The sequence below is a fragment of the Vibrio fluminensis genome (assembly GCF_015278125.1).
Lineage (GTDB): Bacteria > Pseudomonadota > Gammaproteobacteria > Enterobacterales > Vibrionaceae > Vibrio > Vibrio fluminensis.
Genome location: NZ_JADILO010000010.1, coordinates 18,560 through 37,961 on the forward strand (window position 1 = coordinate 18,560; position 19,402 = coordinate 37,961).

Below are 19,402 nucleotides of genomic sequence, written 5' to 3' on the forward strand. Positions count from 1 at the left end.
CGTGTCCTTTTCTTTAGGGCGGTGTTCCCTAGTAGTCGTATCGAATAAGCTCCTTGATTATACACGACTTAGTCGATGTCACAGTGGTGTTTGATACCGCCTGAGCAGGAAATACGCGACCAGAGAAGACTTCTTCGCCATTGTTGACGAAAATTTCCAGAATCGAACGGTCAAAGAAGATCTGTAGCTCTAAGCTGTCGCGAGTATTCAACAGACATTCACGGCTGCCATCTTGGTGAAGGGCATGACTGCGGTCGACTTTGAATACCCCAGTTGCGCTATCAAAGCTGATTTCAACAAAGTGCTCACCCACTTCAGCTAAACGCAGTGAGAACACTCCGTCAATTTGCTCAGCCTTGAGAGCGAGCTCAAAGCAGTTTTCGCTGCTAAAGCTCAGCGGTTTTTGTGCGTTGAGGCTTTGCTCTGCCCACTGCTGTTGGCTGCGACGCAATTGTTTGTGCTCTTCCACCGGACGCTGCTGAACTTTGCCATCGACTAGGTGCAAAGAGCGAACGAGCGATAAGGCGTGAATCCAGTTATGTTCCACCGTTGGTTGATTATCTTCATCGGGAATCCCCAGCCAAGCACTTAGCAAGCGACGACCATCATCGGCAAGGGTGGTTTGCGGTGCATAGAATTCAAAGCCGCGATCAAGTGGCAGGAACTCACCATGGGTGTATTGAGTGGTTGCGTAATCTAATTGACCGACAAAGTAACCGTTGTTATGACGGTTATGGAAATTCATCCCTTGCGACTGAATTCCTTGTGGGCAGCCAATTAAGACATCTTGACCATCAAGGGCAAAAAGATCTGGGCACTCAAACATGTAGCCAAACTCAGTCAGTCCATTGATGCCATCACCAGCGATGGGCGTTAGATATTGCCACTGCTTTGCATCGTCAGAAGAGTAAAGCAGCACTTGTCCGGTCAGTTGCTCTGTTTGCGCGCCCAATACGCAGTACCAGCGCTCGTCATGTTGCCAGATCTTTGGATCGCGAAAGTGTGCTGTGTAGCCTTCTGGTTGCCCATCAATCACTGGACCAAGCTTTTCGTAGCTCTCTAGCTTGCTATCGTTCGGTTTTGCCAGGCATTGAGTTGATATGCGTTGGTTGGCTTCATCTTTGAGGTTGCCAGTGTAGAACAAGTGCAGCTCATCATTAAGTACAAAAGCACTTCCTGAATAACACCCATTCTTGTCGTAGTTGGCATCCGGTGCGAGCGCGGTTGGTTTTAGTTCCCAGTGAATAAGATCATCACTGGTGCAGTGTGCCCAGAATTTGGAACCGTGCTCGCAAGCGAAGGGGTGCCATTGATAAAACAGGTGGTATTGACCATCAAATTGAATAAAGCCATTTGGGTCGTTTAACAGCCCTGCCGGCGGCGTGATGTGAAACTTTGGACGCCAATGGTCATTGGTTGCTGTGGTCGCGCTTGCTAGAACCGCATTCGCTTGATTAAGTAGTGTATTCATATAAGTAAAGAGAGCCCATTGCTGGGCTCCCTTGATAGTTAAGCTTTTGAAGTTTTAAGCAGAATTTTGGTTGCGATCATTGCTGAGCCCATACCGATAACAATCATGGCGATGTACATCATCAAGCCGTTACCAAGGTAAGCAGGGATAGCTGGCAAGTACGTCACACCCATTACTGAAGGCGCGATGTGCATCATGGTTGCGAATGCACCGGCGATAGCACCGCCAATCATGCCTGATGCAAATACCTTGCTGTTAGTCAGCGTGATACCGAATAGCAATGGCTCAGTGATACCGAAGAAACATGGCGCGATTGATGAGTAGTTAAGCGCTTTCTGTTCTTTGTCTTTTAGTGACATGGTGTAAGCAATGGCTGCACCTGCTTGACCAGCCATTGAGGCAGTGATCAATGCGTTAAGTGGGTTTACTTTCAATGTTGATAGGAAGTTTAGCTCTACCACCATTAGGCTGTGATGTAGACCCGTTACCGTCAGTACTTGTTGGAATGCACCAAAGATAGCGCCACCGATACCAAATGGTAGGTTCACAATCGTTTCTGAAGAAACCATTACGCCGTGTTCAACTACGTTGAAGATAGGACCAATAATCAAAAGACCCGCCAACATACCGATAGTGATGGTTAAAAATGGCGTGAATACCAGCGCCACTACCGATGGCATCCAAGACTTGATCCAACGCTCTAGGCTTGCACCAAAGATACCGACGATAAGAGCAGGAATGATGGTGCCTTGGAAGCCTTGCACTTGGAAGATACCCAGTGACAATCTCTCTGCATCACCCGATGCAACCGCCCATGCGTTTGGCAGCATTGGCGCGATTAACATAAGACCTAGCACCATACCGACCACTGGCGTGCCGCCAAAACGTTGGAAAGCAGACCATACAACGAGAGCAGGCAAGAAGATAAATACTGTGTCTGTTACAACTTGCGTCATAGTCAGAACATCAGGTGAGAAAGTAACGCCCAGTTGTTGTGCAAAGCCGCGTAGACCCATGAACAGACCCGTTGCAACCAGCACTGGAATTAGCGGGATAAATACGTCAGCCAACGCGCGCAGTGCCTTTTGGAACGGGCTCATATTTTCATACGCTGCGCCTTTGGTGCTTTCTAGCTCACCATCAACCAGTTTGGTCATTTCGCCGTGAACAGTGTTCACTAGACCCGTGCCTAAGATCACTTGGTGCTGACCCGATTGCAGGAAGTAACCTGCTACTTTAGCGGTCTTTTTGATCGCATCTGCGTCAACTTTAGCGTCATCTTTCACCACTACGCGTAAACGAGTCGCGCAATGCTCAAGCGCTCGGATGTTCTCTTTTCCACCCAAAGCATTGAGTAAACTCACTGCAATTTTGTTATTCATCTGTTCTACCCTTAATGTGTGAAAAGGTTTTCATGTTTTAATGTGGTAAGGTTTTCACATCATCAAAATTTCATCAAGTTGGATCTAAATTTGATCGTCAATTATATCGATTACATCACATTCTTAAGCTGAATGGGCGAGTGAAGATCATCGGGGGTAAGTATAGTCTTATACACCCGTTTTCTTATGCTGTGGTTGAAGTTGCTAGATTTAGGCAAAGAGTGTCAAGGTCACTTTTGGTACAGCTCCAGCGGTAAGCCGTCGGGATCTTTGAAAAAGGTGAACGCTTTGCCGGTGAACTCATCAATGCGAATCGGTTCTACTTCTACGCCGTGCTGCGTTAAATGTTGCGCGCTCTGTTCAACGGACTCAACCACAAAAGCTAAGTGGCGTAAGCCTTGCGCTTCAGGGGTGCTTGGGCGCGCTGGTGGGTTGGGAAATGAAAACAGCTCAAGTTGATTCCCGTTTGGCAGCGCTAAATCCAGCTTGTAAGAGTCGCGCGCTTGGCGGTAGTTCTCAGCGATGATCTCAAGACCCAGCAACTCAACATAGAAGTGCTTTGATTTTGAGTAATCTGAGCAGATGATGGCAACGTGATGAATGGCTTCCAGTTTCAAGATATCAATCCTTAGTGGTGAATAGAGAATAAGAGTAACCACAATCGCGTGCGCTCACTAGCCATTATTTTGCTTTTCAGTGTCGCAAATCAGACTCGTTGTGGCGGCTAAAAAGTGCGCAGTGGCGCAATATGTAATTAAGTGAGTGATTAAGGGAACAACATGAAACTGAAATACACCATTTTGTATGTTGAAAACGTAAAGGCGACATTAGAGTTTTATCGAGAAGCATTTGGTTTTGAGATCGAATTTTTACACCCAAGCGGCGACTACGGTGCGCTTAATACGGGCGAAACCACGCTTTCGTTTAGCTCGCTTGAGCTGATGGAGCAACTGGGTAAAGGCGCGGTCAAGCCAAATCCTAGCGCGCCGACATTTGAAATTGCCTTTGAAACTGAGCAAGTCGCAGAGCAGCTTAGTCAGGCATTAAAGGCTGGTGCAACGTTAGTTCAAGACGTTGAAGAGATGCCGTGGGGACAGACCACCGCGTACGTCAGCGATCTGAATGGTTATCTGGTCGAGATTTGCTCGCCGGTGGCTTCTCAATAGCGGCAACGTTGCAGTACATGAGCCGTTGGTTAATAGCAATATGAACTAGCGGCTTAAACGCTCGCGCAAGAAATCTCGCAGCAGGTAAAGTGCGGGAGTCAGCTGGCGCTTGTCTGTCACTACAAGATTGAGAGGAATCGCATCGCCTTGCCAATCTTCAAACAGGGGTACGAGGCTGCCGTTTTCGATATCTGGTATTGAATCAATTCGGGATTTATAGCCAATCCCTTTTCCGGAGATCATCCAGCGTCTGACTGCATCACCGTCGTTGGCAAAGCGGTTGCCTGTGGCGATCACTTCACACATTTCCCCTTGTTTGGTAAAGCGCCACTTGGTGTGGTACTTCACTAGCGTGATGAAGTTGATGCAGTTGTGATTAACAAGTTCTGATGGGTGAGTCGGAGTGCCATATTTGGCAAGGTAGTCAGGGGATGCGCAAGCGATGCGATCGTTGTCTGGACTGATCGGTAGGGCAACCATGGTTGAGTCTGGCGGCGTGCCATAGCGCAGTGAAGCATCGATCGGGCGAGTGTAGAGATCAATCAAACTATCGCTAAGCTCAAGTGAGACCGAAAGAGTTGGGTGTTGCTCCATAAATTCATCGAGCAACGGAATGATGATGTTGCGCCCAAGATCCGATGGCATTGCTAAACGTAGGTGCCCGGTGATTTGGTTTGGATCGCGCTTTACTGACTCAACGCCAGATTCAATCGCAGTCACGGCTTGCTGGCATTTCTCCAGCATTAATTGACCTTCAGGCGTCAGGCGAATACTGCGTGTTGAGCGAATAAACAGCGCACAACCAAATTGCGCTTCAAGGCGTTTTATTGTGGCACTTACCGCCGCAGGCGTTATTGCCAGCGTATTCGCAGCTTGGGTGATGCTCGCTTGGCGCGCGGTTTCGATAAAGACACTGAAGTCCTGAAGTACTTTCATCCGGTTCCTATGATTCGTCGCTGCCAGTTATTGTGGCTTGATGGTGATTAAGCAAACAGATGTTTGATCGTCTGGTATAAACCTTCGGCAAACTTGGCGGGCTGATCCTCATGCCAGTGTACCCCTTCCGTTGTACTCGATGACACCCATTTACCTGCATCTAAATAATAGCAGCCAAGCTCTTGGGCTCTTTGTTGATAATGCTCGGCAAATTGTTGCGACTTCTCTGCACCGCCGCAAAATCCTGTGGCAGCGAAACCGACTTCAACAATAGGCGGTGGGCAAACCAATACGATATTGGTCGCGACATCTTGGTTGTGGCTGGCAAAGTGCTGGGCTTGTTTAACCAGTTGCGCCGCACCACAAGAGATCGCTTCGGCGGATAAACCTAGATGACTTTGCAAGTCGTTGGTGCCAAGCATGATCACCACCACTTCTGGTTGGTATTTCTCTAAGCAAGGTAGGAAATAGCCGAGACCGGAGTGAGGGCTGTGAATCGATTCATGAAAACCGGTGGTTCTGCCTGGCAAGCCTTCGCTGATCACTTGCCAGTCTGCTGGGAGTTGTTGCTCTAATAGCGACGTCCAGCGTAGCTCGGCTGGGTAGCGACCGCCTTTGATGGGCATGTAGCCCCATGTGTTTGAGTCACCAAAACATAAAACAGATTTCACACCAGAGTTCATTTTCTATCCTTGCCAACAAATTCGAGTTGCTTGCGCTTAAACACGTGCGTTCAAAAGCGTGTTTTTAAGGTCAGTGATCTAAGAAGATACAGGCTTGAAATTCGCTATGAACGGTGACGCTTTGCTACCAACGTAAATTTGTAATCGCTTGATTTAAAGTAGTTTCGACTGTATTCGAAAATTGTATCATCGATTAAATGGCTGCGGGTACGTTTCTCTATGATCGGTTGCGCTGGGTCAATACCAAGGAGATCGGCAATGTCACTGGGTGGCAAAACAGGGATGATTTCCTGTTCACTGCGATCAATGACCATGCCTTTTTGATTTTCAATAAACTCGTATTTTGAACCTTGCATCACTTGGTAGGTGAGGTCTGGGAACATTTCGGTTGGTAGCCAAGTTTCTTCAACCGTAATTGGATTCTCATCAACGTAGCGCACGCGTTTAACGTAGAAGACGCGGTCGCCTTCACAGATATTAAGGTGTTCTGCCATGGTGAGTGAGGCGCTGCGGATCTCAAATGCCAGTACATCACTGCGAGTAACAGAATCGAGGTGTGACCATTTTTCAGCAAAGCTACTTTGCTGATAGATGTCGTAATTCACCTTGTTTTCTTTCACGTAGGTTCCGCTGCCTTGCTTGCTCTCTAGCTCGCCGCTTTCAACCAGCAATTTAATCGCTTGGCGCACTGTCACGCGGCTAACGGAAAACTCTTCTCGTAATTGTGCCTCAGTAGGAAGGGCATTACCGACTTTATATTCACCTGAGCTGATCTTGCCACGAATGGCGTCTGCTATTTGTCGATACATAGGCAATCTTGCCATGGCTACCTCTCTTACACTGTTCCGCTACGACTCGATGGAACAGCACTTATATACGCTATAGTTAATCGTATCATACGAATTCGATTCAATATGACAAGCAGTTGTTTGGTATAATTTGAAAATAGACAATACAACAATGATACATATTTTAATTCAACTGAGATCTGGATCGCAGAACATTTGTATGTAATAGGTATTATTGGTCTCGTTGTTGTTCGGACAACAATGAATAATGTGACAATGGGACAAACGTTATGAATCTGACCTCTCTAACCCACCCATCGCTGATTAACCTACAAACGACTTTTACAAGTCGTGACGAAGCGATCCGTGCGCTGGCTGAACAATTAGATCAACAAGGCAAACTGCACGATAAACAACAATACCTAGATGCGGTATTTGCGCGTGAAGAACAAGGACCAACCGCTTTAGGTGAAGGTCTTGCTGTACCTCATGGTAAGACAGATGCAGTAAAAGAAGCTTCCTTCGCGGTTGCGACACTAAAACAAGATTTAAAGTGGAAAGGCTTGGACGAAGATGAAGATGTTAATCTGATCTTCCTAATTGCTATTCCAAATGCTGAAGCAGGCTCTACGCACATGCACCTGCTCACAGAGCTTACTACAACCTTGGTTGATGATGACGTACGTGAAGCCGTGCTGAATGCGACCACCACAGATGAACTTCTGGCGCTGTTCAACAAGCCTGACGAAGTGGTTGAAGAACAAGACAACTTAGATACAAATGCGCCAACCGTTGTCTGTGTGACAGCGTGCCCTGCTGGTATCGCTCATACTTATATGGCTGCGGAATACCTAGAAAAAGCGGGTAAGAAGCTTGGTATCAACGTTCATGTTGAAAAACAAGGTGCTAATGGTATTGAAGATCGCTTAACGGCTGAGCAACTGAATAAAGCCGATGCTTGCGTATTTGCGGCAGAAGTGGCTATCAAAGAGCTAGAGCGTTTTAACGGTATTCCTCGCGTTGAAGTGCCAGTTGCTGAGCCGATTAAACACGCTGAGCGTATTCTTAATGAAGCGTTGGAAGCGGCGAAAAATGGCTCTGGTGCCGAGCGTGCCGTTGCAACGGATGCGCCGAAGAAGCGTAACTCTTGGAAAACCGATGTTAAACAAGCGCTGCTCTCTGGTATTTCGTTTGCTGTGCCACTGATTGTGGCGGGTGGTACGGTGCTGGCGATTGCAGTTCTGCTTTCACGTATCAACCCAGAAATGCTTGCGCTTTATAACGAAGCGGGCAGTTGGTTGAACATGTACCGTAAGCTAGGTGGTGGTCTACTTGGTGTGATCATGGTGCCTGTACTGGCAGCTTACACCGCTTACTCATTGGCGGATAAGCCAGCTCTAGCGCCTGGTTTTGCAGCGGGTCTTGCAGCGAACTTAATCGGTGCAGGTTTCCTTGGTGGTGTTGCTGGTGGTTTGCTAGCAGGCTACTTCATGCGTTGGGTGAAAGAGAATATTCGCGTTAGCCCGGCATTTAATGGCTTTTTAACCTTCTACCTTTACCCAGTATTAGGCACCTTGGTTATTGGTTCTTTGATGCTGTTCGTGGTAGGCAAACCTGTGGCATGGCTAAACCAAGGACTAACCGATTTCCTTAATGGTCTATCGGGTACCAATGCCATCATTCTAGGTGCGGTAATCGGTCTGTTCGTTTCGTCTGACCTTGGTGGTCCAATCAACAAAGCAGCTTACCTGTTCTGTGTTGGTGCGATGGCGAACGGTAACTTTGCGCCTTATGCAATCTTTGCTTCAGTGAAAATGGTTTCGGCATTTACAGTGACATTCTCGACTATGCTTCGTCCACGTCTGTTTAAAGACTTTGAGATTGAAACGGGTAAGTCAACTTGGCTACTAGGTCTTGCGGGTATCACGGAAGGTGCGATTCCAATGGCGATTGAAGATCCAGTACGCGTAATCGGTTCATTCCTAGTGGGTTCTGCAGTTTGTGGTGCCATCGTAGGTGCGGCTGGTATCGGTCTGCAAGCGCCAGGTGCGGGTATCGTGTCGCTATTCCTATTGGATTACAGCCCTGAAATCGGCGCATTCGGTGCCGGCGCAATCTGGCTAGGTGCTGCTCTAATTGGTACGGCGATTTCTACCGCAATGCTAATCGGCTGGCGAGCACACGCAGTAAAAAAGGGTCAATTTGACGCTCAGGCTGCGACTTCAAACTAACGCTAAATAGCACAGGGCACAAGTTATGTGCCCTGTGTAAGTAACAAGATTTAATCCCCATATTTTCAAATTTCAAATTTCGAGTCTCTTTACTGCTTAAGTAAATCGCTCAATAGGTAATACAGTTATGACTACATCACGCGTTCATATTACTCCACACATGCACTGGGATCGTGAATGGTATTTCACTACTGAAGAGTCACGTATTCTTCTGATTAACAACATGGAAGAGATCATGCAGCGTCTAGAAAATGACCCTGCATACAAATACTACGTACTCGATGGTCAAACCGCGGTACTAGAAGATTACTTCGCGATCAAACCAGAGAACAAAGAGCGCGTTAAAGCCTTAGTTGAAGCGGGCAAATTGATTATTGGTCCTTGGTATTCGCAAACGGATACCATGCAAGTGTCTGGCGAATCCATTGTACGTAATATGCTTTACGGTATTCGTGACTGCCTAGAGTTTGGTGAAGTAATGAAGATTGGTTACCTACCAGATTCATTCTCAATGAGCTCGCAACTACCTATGATTTACAACGGCTTTGGTATTAATCGTGCAATGTTCTGGCGCGGCTGTTCAGAGCGTCACGGTACAGATAAAACCGAATTTGTATGGCAATCGAATGATGGGAGTGAAGTGACATCACAAGTGCTACCACTGGGCTATGCGATTGGTAAGTACTTACCTCAAGATGAAAAAGGTCTGCGTGATCGCCTAGACAAATACTTCCCTGTGCTTGAAAAGCCGTCAGTGACGAAAGACATTCTGTTGCCAAACGGTCACGACCAAATGCCAATTCAGAAAGACATTTTTGAAGTGATGGACAAGCTGCGTGAGATCTACCCTGATCGCGAGTTTGTGATGAGCCGCTACGAAGAAGTGTTTGAGCGTATTGAAGCGCTGCGCGATCAATTGGATACAGTAAAAGGTGAGTTTAACGACGGTAAATACATGCGTGTTCACCGCACGATTTCTTCAACTCGTATGGACATCAAACTGATCCACGCTGAAGTTGAGAATAAGATTGTTAACATTCTAGAGCCGCTTGCGTCTATCGCTTGGAGCTTGGGCTTTGAATACCACCACGGTCTGATTGAGAAAATGTGGAAAGAGAGCATGAAGAACCACGCTCATGACTCGATTGGTTGCTGCTGCTCAGACAAAGTACACGCTGAGATCCTAAACCGCTACATCCTTGCGGATGATATGGCGACCAACCTAATCAACTTCTACAAGCGTAAGATTGTTGACCACATGCCAGCACGTGAAGGCTGTGACAAGCTAGCGCTGTTCAACCTATCTCCATATGCGCGTGAAGAGGTGATCAATACCACGATTACTCTACGTGCGAATGAATTTAATCTGTTTGATGATAACGACAATGCGATTGAGTACTTCATTCAAGACCAACGCGTGATTGACCCAGGTAAGATTGACCGTCAGATCGTTCACTACGGTAACTACGACCCGTTCATTGAATATGACATCCAATTTAAACACACAGTACCAGCAATGGGCTTCACGACATTGCACATTGAAGCGCACAGCAAAGGCACGCAAAAAGTGGCAGAGCAGGGTGAACACGTTCTAGAGAACGACTTCTACCGCATCAATGTCAACGCTAACGGTACGCTAACTATTTTCGACAAAGAGACGCTACACACTTACGACCAAGCGCTGCGTATCGAAGATGGTTCAGATGATGGCGACGAATACGATTACTCGCCATCACGTAAAGAATGGCTACTCTACTCTGATGAGTTTGAGGTGCAAACAGAGATCAAACACGAAGGCTTCCAATCGGTCGCGAACATTAAGCTACGCATGTCTGTCCCAGCAAATCTGCAGGAGCGTGAAGAGCGAGCGGGTCAAAATGGTTTCCTAGATGTTGACTGCCAAGTGGTTCTAAAACAAGGTAGCCGCCGTATTGACGTTCGCATGGAGCTTGATAACCAAGCTGATGATCACCGTGTACGTGTGCTTATCCCGACGCCATTTGTCTCTGAAACTGTGGTTGCGGATAACCAGTTTGGCTTGATCACTCGCCCAACCAACGATCCTGCGATGGAAGTTTGGGAACAAGAGGGCTGGAAAGAAGCGCCAGTACCAGTTTACCAACTTATGAACTTTGCGGCGGTTGAGAACTCGGCTGGCGGTATGGCGCTGATGACCAATGGTCTACGTGAGTTTGAAATCATTTCAAGCAAGAACAACGAAGAGCGTGATACTTTTGCTCTAACATTGCTACGTGGTGTTGGCACGCTGGGTAAAGAAGAGCTGCTACTGCGTCCTGGTCGCCCTTCAGGTATTAAGATCCCAACGCCTGACTCGCAAACGCGTGGCAAGCTAGTGTGTAACTTCAGTCTGTTTGGTTACCAAGGTGATCACATCAGTGCGAATATCATGGCTGAATCTCGTGACAACGTCACTCCAATTCAGTGCTACAACAAGATCCCATACAACGCGATGAAGCTAAACGTGGGTGAACAAGACAAGCCACTTACATACAGCTTGCTTGAAAAAGAGCAACGTGGCGCGGTATTGAGTGTACTGAAGAAAGCGGAAGATGAGCAAGGTCTTGTGATTCGTGTTTACAACCCAGCAGAAACGGGTGAGTTAGAAGATGGTGTTTGCTTCACTCAAGCGGTAAGCGCATGGCAAGAAGTGAGCATGGATGAGAAGCCTTTAGCGGAATCTCAAGAGCAATCTCAAGTTGAGACGAGCTTTGGCACTTTGAAATCATGCCAAGCTAAGTCATTCCTAGTGAAGTTCTAATTACGGGTTTTGCTCAGCACATTGCCTCATAGATGTGCTGAGCTTTTTTATTTCACCTCCATTCGCTCGCAAGAGATTCAACGATGACGAAAACACTATTTAAACTCGATAACGTAATTCAAAATTATGTTTGGGGTAGTAAAACGGCGATGGGTGAGCTATTTGGTATTGCTAACCCTGACAATCAACCTCAAGCTGAAATCTGGATGGGTGCACACCCAAATGGTTGCTCAAAAGTAGCCGGCAGCGGTGAGCTTTTGTCTGAGATTATCGCGCAAGATCCACATGGCGTTTTAGGCGAGTATACGGCGGAGCGTTTTGGTGAACTGCCTTATCTGTTTAAAGTATTGTCTGCGGCAAAACCGCTTTCGGTACAAGTTCACCCTAGTAAAGCGAAAGCGATGGCAGGCTTTGCGAGAGAGAACCAGCAAGGCATTGAGTTAAGTGCGGCGAACCGTAACTACAAAGATGCTAACCATAAACCCGAGTTGGTTTACGCGTTAACGTTTTACAAAGCGATGAATGGTTTTCGTCCTGTTGCAGAGATTGTGGCGCTGTTTCAGCAAGCGGGGATTGATTCCTTGCGTGATGAAGTTGATGCGCTGAGTGCTTTGCCGAACGAGCAAGGTTTAGCAGAGTTTTTCTCTGTGGTGATGAACCTTACCGGTGAGCGTAAGCAGCAAGCGATCGCTGAGCTTGTGGCGCGAGTCGAACTGCCCGCTAAAACGGCACTAGCACGTGAAGCGTTTGAACTCATTCAAGACTTTAGTCAAGGGTATGGCGATGATATCGGTCTGTTTTCACCGCTGCTGTTAAATGTGGTGGAGCTTGAACCAGGTGAAGCGATGTTCCTCCATGCTGAAACGCCGCACGCGTATGTCAAAGGTACTGGCTTAGAAATTATGGCGAACTCTGACAACGTACTGCGCGCAGGTTTGACGCCTAAGTATATGGATGTGGCGGAGCTTATTGCTAATACTCAGTTCCACTCTATTACTGCTGACGAAATCAAGCTGGCACCATTTTGCAGCGGTAATAAGCTCGGTTATCCGATCCCGGTGGATGATTTCGGTTTTGAAATCATCGCGCTCGATGCCGAGGATAAAGCGCAATATGTTCGCGGTGCAGAGATTATTTTCTGTATTGAAGGTCAAGCAACGCTTAGTTGTGGCAGTGAGCTCGTTACCCTTGCCGCAGGTGAGTCAGCCTTTGTTTGTAACAAAGCAAAAGTTTATCAGTATCATGGTGTTGGCACATTAGCGCGTGCGTTTAACTGATTGATAGGCTCCTAACGGCTGAGATCATGTTCCCCCGAGCGTGGGTCAATAGCCTTTTGGGTAACCGTGATATTGTTTTGGTCGTATCCAAGGGGATTTGGAATAAGTATTAAACCGCTACTATTCAATTTAATTAGCGTCACTTGCTGATTATCAACATCGTTGGAAAGTATCATGTTCACCGTTGTGTTTAATACGGTTTGACCAGCCCGCCATTTCGGCGGGTTTTTTTATGCCATTCATCAATTCTCAATCCTGCAAAGTGATTTCTAGCGGATATAATGAAATTAGTCACATTAATTATAAGGATATTGAGCCATCCTAGAGTGACTAGCCATTAATCTGTGTGAGTGGTGGTGAAATGCATGGAGTGATCCGAAAAATGACATGGCAGACGAGCAGGCGGTAATCCCGCCGATTTAATGCCGTTTGTAACTTTATCGTAGCTGACTTGATGGCGATTGAGCTTGTATCAAGTTTGCTTTGTAATCGACCCGCTTAGCCGCGTGAGTCGTGTTCAACGTGTCATTTGCAAGGAGGCTTTATGCCTATCAATAAGATCCGCAACATCGCCTTTGTTGGTCAAACGGGGACGGGTAAAACGACGTTGATTGAAAAACTGTTGTTTACCTGCGACTCCACGACCCATTTAGGTTGTGTCGAAAAAGGGGACACGGTTACCGATTTTGACGACCAATCGATTCAGTATCAACACAGTATTGAAGCCACCCCTGTCGCGTTGAGTTGGAATCAGCACCGCCTTAATATCATCGATACTCCCGGACAAAACGAATTACTTGGACGCACCCTCAGCGTATTTCCCGCAGTGGAAACCACCGCACTAATCATCGATCCGCAAGCCCCTATCAATCAAACCTCTGAGCGGATATTTGAGTTTGCTCAAGAGCGACAAATGTGTCGGATGATTATTGTCAACAAGTTAGACAATCATGGTGATCAGCTCGAAGCACTGATGGAAAGTATTGTTGCGCACTTTGGCGACAACTGCCTGCCAATCAACTTACCTTCAACTGATGGTCACTCAGTTGTCGACTGTTTCTTTGAACCGGAAGTGGCGAAAGAGACTTTGATATCAACGGTGGAAGCGGCGCATGAGACGTTAATCGACCAAGTGATTGAGGTGGATGAAGAGTTGATGGAGCTCTATCTAGAACAAGGCTCTGAACTTACGCCTGAACAGCTGCATGATCCATTTGAAGAAGCGCTCAGAACTGGGCATGTCGTGCCAATCTGCTTCGTGTCTGCGCAAACTGGTGCAGGCGTGGATCTTCTACTAAAAACCTTAACCGAAATTATGCCGATGCCAAACGAAGGTAACCCACCTCAGTTGGAGAAAAACGGTAAGATGATTAAGGTTAACTGTGAAACGTTAGAGCACAGCGTGGCGCATGTGTACAAAGTGAGTGTGGATCCTTATATGGGCAAGCTGGCTTACTTGCGCGTCTATCAAGGTGAAATCCATGTCGGCAGCCAACTCTATATCGGTGAGAGCAATAAAGCGTTTAAGGTTGGGCATCTGTATCAACTTCAAGGTAAGGTGCGCAGCGAGATCACGAAAGCATTAGCAGGGGATTTCTGTGTGCTGGCTAAAGTGGATGAGTTGCAGTTTGACTCTATCGTACATGATTCTCATGACGAAGATGGCGTGACGTTGAAGACCTTAAACTTCCCCAATTCAATGTATTCAATCTGTCTTAAACCGGTGAAACGGGGGGATGAGCAAAAACTGGGTGATGTACTGCATAAGATAGTCAGCGAAGACCCATCTCTGCGCGTGGAACATCGTGCTCGAACGAATGAAACCATTTTAAGTGGGCAAGGTGAGTTCCACCTTAAAATCGCCTTAGAAAAGATGGCGAGCGTTTATAAGCTTGAAGTCGAAACCAGTGAACCGAGTGTCGAGTACTTTGAAACCGTGACCAAACCTGCTGAAGGGCATTATCGCCATAAGAAACAGAGTGGTGGGGCTGGGCAGTTTGGTGAAGTGCAGCTGCGGGTACGACCGCTAGAACGTGGCGCTGGCTTCCAATTCGTTAATAAGGTTGTGGGTGGCTCGATTCCAACTTCGCTGATCCCTGCGGTGGAAAAGGGCATTGTCCAAGCGCTTGAAGAGGGCGCGATTTCTGGTAATCCAATCAAAGATATCGAAGTTACTGTCTATGACGGTAAATATCATTCGGTGGACTCGAAAGAGATCGCTTTTGTGATTGCGGGTAAAAAAGCGTTTCTAGATGCGATCAACAATGCTGACCCAATTGTACTGGAGCCAATCGTACAAATGGAACTGCGCGTGCCGACGGTGAATGTAGGCGATGTCTCTGGGGATCTCTCAGGTAACCGCGGCTTGATTGAAGGTACTGAGCCTATCGATGGTCATTTTACGTTGCTACGGGCGAAATCGCCGCTAAATGAGGTGCAAGGTTATTCGCAACGTTTACGTTCGATAACGGGTGGGGAGGGCAGTTTTAATATGTCGCTTAGCCACTATGAGCCCGCGCCGCCATTAGTACAAAAACGGGTGTGTGATAAGGCTACTGAAACGAATTAATTGGTTGTACTGTTAGGTAAAGTAAAACGCCCTCGTTTTTGATAGAGGGCGTTTTTATAAGCTTCTTTTGTCGACGGAGTCGGTATTAGTCGCGCTTTACACAAGCAAAGAATGCGTTGCCTGACTGACCATTCCAAGGCAGGATTTTTTCGTAATCATGCTCGAAGATATGCACTTCAAAGTACGGTTCAAGTAGTGAGCTTAGTTCGTCATAGTTAACCGCAACCATTGGGTGCTCATCATTCCAAAGCTGTTTTTCATCTTCAGAGTGCTTTTCGATACTCAGTGTCAGGAATTGCTGTTCACCCTCGCCGCTGTATCGCCAACCTGAGCTAAAAGTAAACTCACTGCCTTCGTGTTGGGCGCTATGGCGAACGAAAGAGCGGTTATCAATTTTGTTACGGTTGACCGAGTTAAAGCAGAACATACCACCTGATGCTAGTGCTGCATGGGCAGCGGCGATGCATTTTTTCAGGTTTTCAATACCATCACTGTAATGGATTGAGTAAAGAAAACAGGTGATCAGATCTAGCGGTTGTTCAACAGTAAACTCACACATATTGTTGAGGATGAATTCCGCTTCTGGGCAACGCTGCTTAGCAATATCAAGCATCGGTTGGTTTAGGTCCAGACCGCTGCTTTGGTAGCCGGCATCAATCAGGTGACGAATATGCGGACCAGTGCCACAAGCTAAATCAAGGTGCTTCTTTCCTTCATTACCAAAAATTTGGTGTAGGCGGCTTACGAAGTGACTTTGCGCTTTGTAATCAATATCGGCACACATTAAATCGTAGTAACCAGAAAGGTCGGTATAGAGGGCGTTTGAAGGAATGATTCCCACAGTTGTTATGCTCGTAAATTATTGGGCTGCGCATGCTATACCAACATTGCTCAGTTACGAAGCAAAAAAAACACGTTTTTTTTGCTGTTATTTTTAGCGAATTATTTCATTTTTATAACTATCAATAACTTAGTTATTTTTGCTGATGATCGTTGTGCTTGACCGATTTTAACAAGCTGATTATATTATCGCCGCCCAACGGGCACACCCTAAAATGCACACTCGCTATCCTGCCATCACTGGTGCATTTATATTGGTGTTTGTGAAATTCCATGCAAACGACACTTAGTCCTTTTTCTCGTTTTACTCGTGAATCGGGTGCCTTGATGCATCTGTCGATTCCTATCATTCTGACGCAAATCGCTACGCAAGCGATGGGTTTTGTTGACACCACTATGGCGGGTCAAGTTAGCCCTGCGGATCTTGCTGCGATAGCACTTGGCGGTAGCCTTTGGATCCCTGTTTTGCTATTGCTGCGCGGCGTGATCATGGCCTTAACGCCCGTGGTTGCTTACCATCGTGGTGCGCGTGACTTTTCTAGTATCTCAGTTGAGTTCTTCCAGATGGTTTGGCTAGCGCTGTTTTCTAGCGTGTTACTGATTGGTTATTTGGTCAGTGCGAAACCTATTTTGGAATGGATTGGTGTTGCTTCTGAGATCATCCCTATTGCCAGTGACTATGCGTTCGCCTTAGCGTTTGGTGTGCCGGGTATTGCTTTGTTCTATACCTTAAACGGCTTCTGTGAAGGGATGAACAATACCAAAGTGCCAATGGTTATTTCGGTGATTGGTTTGCTACTTAACATCCCAGTTAACTATGTTCTGATCTACGGTAAGCTTGGTTTCCCTGAATTGGGTGCTGTGGGTTGTGGCTGGGCAACCAGTTTGGTCTATTGGGTCATGTCTGGCTTGCTTTACTCGTATATTCGCGGCCACCATCACTACAAAAAAATCATTTCATTTTCTGATGCTAAACCTCGCATCAAAGAGATGTTTAACCTGCTCAAGTTGGGTTTGCCGATTGGTATGAATATCGCTGTTTGTGGCAGTATCTTTGCGGTTATCGCACTGTTGATTGGTCGCATTGGCGCTGAGAACGTCGCGGCGGCGCAGATCGCGCTGAACATCTCGAGTTTAACTTATGTGATTCCGATGAGTATCTCGTTTGGTATTACGATTCGCGTGGGACACTCTCTGGGTGAGCGTGATGAGTTAAGCGCAGTAGAGCGCAGTAAAATCGGTATTTTGGTTGCCGCTTTAGTTTCACTGATTTCAGTTGCCGTATTTTTGCTGTTCCCTGAGTGGATTATTCGTCTGTACACTACCGATCCTGCCATCAGTGCGACGGCAGCGACTTTGCTGGTGTTTACTGCGATGTACCAATTCAGTGATGCGTTGCAAACCTCTGCTAATGGCGCGCTACGTGGTTACAAAGACACTAAGATCCCGATGTTTTTGGCGATTGCCTCATACTGGGGTTTGGCACTGCCAATGGGTGTGGTGCTCGGCTTAACAGACTACGTTGTGCCAGCAATGGGCGAGAAGGGCTTTTGGGTCGGCATTCTGACTGGCTTAACGGTTGCCGCAATTCTAATGCTACTACGCCTGCGCTTTGTGATTAAGCGCCGCGATACAATGCCGACATTTGGTGTAGCGGTGAGTTAATCTCAAGCTCAATTAATTAAAGTGAATAAAGCGCGTTACTGCATGTTGGTAACGCGCTTTTTTATTAGAGCAGTTAATTGTGGCTATCTAGCCGAATTGAGTCCAAAGGTATAACCAAATTTTATTGAAATCATTACCGTATCTACATCAAAGCCAGAATCACTAAAATCAGCTTTTGAAATTTCGATACCAGAGTATGCCCCATTATGTGATTGGTAGGTGGCTCCTAATCCAAATATGAAATCTTCGCCGTCTAAGCTATAAGACATCGAAAGGTCTTTGGATTCTAAATCAGCATCCCATAGAGTTACGCCTGCTTTGACATAAAAATCAATATTGTTATTAACAGAGTACGCAAATATGGGTGCAATAGTTATAACTCTAAACTCAGTATCAATAATATTTCTGTCCGATGATAGTGTGACATCATGTTCAAGATCAAAAGTATCAAAGCCTAAATTTATACCAAATTTTGCTCTATTTTCAGAAGATGTACTGATTGGAGACAAGGCAGTATATTCAATGCCATAACCAAAAGCATTATCGCTTTATTTACCAAATAACATACTATGAGAGGCATCTTGATCGACATAACTACCTTTAAATCCAAATTTATGTTCCACATCAGCGAATGTGGGAACTGATATTAAACTAGATAATAAAGCCACTGGAATTACTTTTATTCTCATGATTTTTCCTTAGAAATGACTTGTTAAAGTGAAGCTAAATCCATGTATGGAACAAAAGTTAATTTAACATGAAATATGAAATTTTATGCTTACATTTATAAGTATAAAAAGTTATAAAGAAGTTAGGATGATATGCTATTTAGAAGAACGAAAATGTCCAATTTATGTTGTTGTTCACATCAATAAAATTAAGATTATGTACTGAACTCAATTATGTTTCTCAAAACGTGTTTCTCAAGACGGACAGACACTATAAATTAACTCGATATATGTTTTCTCAATCAGGAATTTAGAGTCATGGATGAAAGAAGTCAGCTGTTTCTAGAACAATACCTTGGTCTGCTATCGAAAGAGGTTGCCGCTAAGTATGTTTCATTTAGCTCAGACTACTTTTGCGCAGATGAATATAATGCCAACATCTGTGCGGATCTTATCTTGCGAGGTGAAAAGCAAGCATCTTGCAGTTTAGAGCATTGGTATAGTGAAAAAGGCGAGCCAATGCCTGAAGTCGGTCATCTCCAAGTGGTGACTAACTGGAACGGTGAACCTGTTTGTATCATTGAGGTGACTTCAGTAATGACTTGCGAGTTCGAGAAAGTTACCGATGAATTTGCTGCAGCAGAAGGTGAGGGTGATAAAAGCTTAGCTTGGTGGCGAAAAGCACATTGGAACTTCTTCTCAAAAGAGTGTGAGGAGCTCGAAATAGAGCCATCTGATGACATGCTTTTGGTATTGGAAAGATTCAAAACAGTCTATCCAGAAAGTTAATAGCAGCAAGGGTTGTCAGCTCGATTAATGATAAAGGGACAGACACTATAGAAGGTGGCATCAAAAGTTCAGTGGTGCTTTTAGAGTGTCTGTCCCTTCAATCTGTTCAATACTTCAATACATCTGTCCTTTCAAAACAACTCCAAGACACTTGGTCG

Annotated in this window: 15 protein-coding genes and 1 pseudogene; 7 read left to right on the top strand and 9 right to left on the bottom strand. The window is 46.0% G+C overall.

Annotated features, from left to right (window positions below):
- Window positions 1-28: 28 nt before the first annotated feature.
- The 3 genes from IRQ95_RS09250 to gloA2 all read right to left on the bottom strand — a co-directional run bounded on the left by IRQ95_RS09250 (window position 29) and on the right by gloA2 (window position 3,470).
- The gene (locus IRQ95_RS09250; RefSeq protein WP_194436673.1) at window positions 29-1,471 is read right to left on the bottom strand and encodes a glycoside hydrolase family 32 protein; all 1,443 of its coding nucleotides are present in this window, start codon (window positions 1,469-1,471) and stop codon (window positions 29-31) included.
- Between the two features lie 38 nt (window positions 1,472-1,509).
- Window positions 1,510-2,853: a PTS transporter subunit EIIC gene (locus IRQ95_RS09255; protein WP_194436674.1), complete on the bottom strand. Its 1,344-nt coding sequence runs from the start codon at window positions 2,851-2,853 to the stop codon at window positions 1,510-1,512.
- Window positions 2,854-3,083: 230 nt separating this feature from the next.
- Entirely contained in the window at window positions 3,084-3,470 is a 387-nt protein-coding gene (gloA2, locus tag IRQ95_RS09260) for an SMU1112c/YaeR family gloxylase I-like metalloprotein (protein ID WP_194436675.1), read from the bottom strand.
- A 162-nt stretch (window positions 3,471-3,632) separates the two neighbouring features.
- Between gloA2 and IRQ95_RS09265 the strand changes: the two genes are divergently transcribed.
- Entirely contained in the window at window positions 3,633-4,019 is a 387-nt protein-coding gene (locus IRQ95_RS09265) for a VOC family protein (RefSeq protein WP_194436676.1), read from the top strand.
- Window positions 4,020-4,064: 45 nt separating this feature from the next.
- Here IRQ95_RS09265 and IRQ95_RS09270 read toward each other — a convergent pair whose 3' ends face one another.
- From IRQ95_RS09270 to IRQ95_RS09280, 3 genes are all read right to left on the bottom strand, one after another.
- Window positions 4,065-4,955, bottom strand: a complete 891-nt coding sequence (locus IRQ95_RS09270; protein WP_194436677.1) for a LysR family transcriptional regulator — start codon at window positions 4,953-4,955, stop codon at window positions 4,065-4,067.
- Between the two features lie 47 nt (window positions 4,956-5,002).
- Window positions 5,003-5,638 carry an SGNH/GDSL hydrolase family protein gene (locus tag IRQ95_RS09275; protein ID WP_194436678.1) on the bottom strand — a complete coding sequence of 212 codons (636 nt, stop codon included), beginning with the start codon at window positions 5,636-5,638 and terminating at the stop codon, window positions 5,003-5,005.
- Window positions 5,639-5,742: 104 nt separating this feature from the next.
- A complete protein-coding gene (locus IRQ95_RS09280; protein ID WP_194436679.1) occupies window positions 5,743-6,462 on the bottom strand; it encodes a GntR family transcriptional regulator in 720 nt (239 codons plus the stop codon).
- Between the two features lie 254 nt (window positions 6,463-6,716).
- Between IRQ95_RS09280 and mngA the strand changes: the two genes are divergently transcribed.
- The 4 genes from mngA to fusA all read left to right on the top strand — a co-directional run bounded on the left by mngA (window position 6,717) and on the right by fusA (window position 15,282).
- Window positions 6,717-8,657, top strand: a complete 1,941-nt coding sequence (gene mngA, locus IRQ95_RS09285; protein ID WP_194436680.1) for a PTS 2-O-a-mannosyl-D-glycerate transporter subunit IIABC — start codon at window positions 6,717-6,719, stop codon at window positions 8,655-8,657.
- Between the two features lie 127 nt (window positions 8,658-8,784).
- The gene (gene mngB, locus IRQ95_RS09290; RefSeq protein ID WP_194436681.1) at window positions 8,785-11,436 is read left to right on the top strand and encodes a mannosylglycerate hydrolase; all 2,652 of its coding nucleotides are present in this window, start codon (window positions 8,785-8,787) and stop codon (window positions 11,434-11,436) included.
- An 83-nt stretch (window positions 11,437-11,519) separates the two neighbouring features.
- Entirely contained in the window at window positions 11,520-12,713 is a 1,194-nt protein-coding gene (gene manA, locus IRQ95_RS09295) for a mannose-6-phosphate isomerase, class I (RefSeq protein WP_194436682.1), read from the top strand.
- A 544-nt stretch (window positions 12,714-13,257) separates the two neighbouring features.
- Window positions 13,258-15,282, top strand: coding sequence for an elongation factor G (fusA, locus tag IRQ95_RS09300; protein ID WP_194436683.1), 2,025 nt, complete (start codon window positions 13,258-13,260; stop codon window positions 15,280-15,282).
- 85 nt (window positions 15,283-15,367) lie between these two features.
- Here fusA and IRQ95_RS09305 read toward each other — a convergent pair whose 3' ends face one another.
- Window positions 15,368-16,114, bottom strand: coding sequence for a methyltransferase domain-containing protein (locus tag IRQ95_RS09305; RefSeq protein WP_194436748.1), 747 nt, complete (start codon window positions 16,112-16,114; stop codon window positions 15,368-15,370).
- 281 nt (window positions 16,115-16,395) lie between these two features.
- Between IRQ95_RS09305 and IRQ95_RS09310 the strand changes: the two genes are divergently transcribed.
- On the top strand, window positions 16,396-17,787 hold the full coding sequence (locus tag IRQ95_RS09310) for an MATE family efflux transporter (protein WP_194436684.1): 1,392 nt from the start codon (window positions 16,396-16,398) through the stop codon (window positions 17,785-17,787).
- A gap of 83 nt (window positions 17,788-17,870) precedes the next feature.
- Here the strand turns inward: IRQ95_RS09310 and IRQ95_RS09315 are convergent.
- Both IRQ95_RS09315 and IRQ95_RS09320 read right to left on the bottom strand, forming a co-directional pair.
- Window positions 17,871-18,314, bottom strand: a pseudogene (locus tag IRQ95_RS09315) (outer membrane beta-barrel protein); the annotation flags it as partial.
- 21 nt (window positions 18,315-18,335) lie between these two features.
- Window positions 18,336-18,476 carry a hypothetical protein gene (locus tag IRQ95_RS09320; RefSeq protein ID WP_194436686.1) on the bottom strand — a complete coding sequence of 47 codons (141 nt, stop codon included), beginning with the start codon at window positions 18,474-18,476 and terminating at the stop codon, window positions 18,336-18,338.
- 297 nt (window positions 18,477-18,773) lie between these two features.
- Between IRQ95_RS09320 and IRQ95_RS09325 the strand changes: the two genes are divergently transcribed.
- Window positions 18,774-19,244, top strand: a complete 471-nt coding sequence (locus tag IRQ95_RS09325; RefSeq protein WP_194436687.1) for an ASCH domain-containing protein — start codon at window positions 18,774-18,776, stop codon at window positions 19,242-19,244.
- Window positions 19,245-19,402 lie beyond the last annotated feature (158 nt).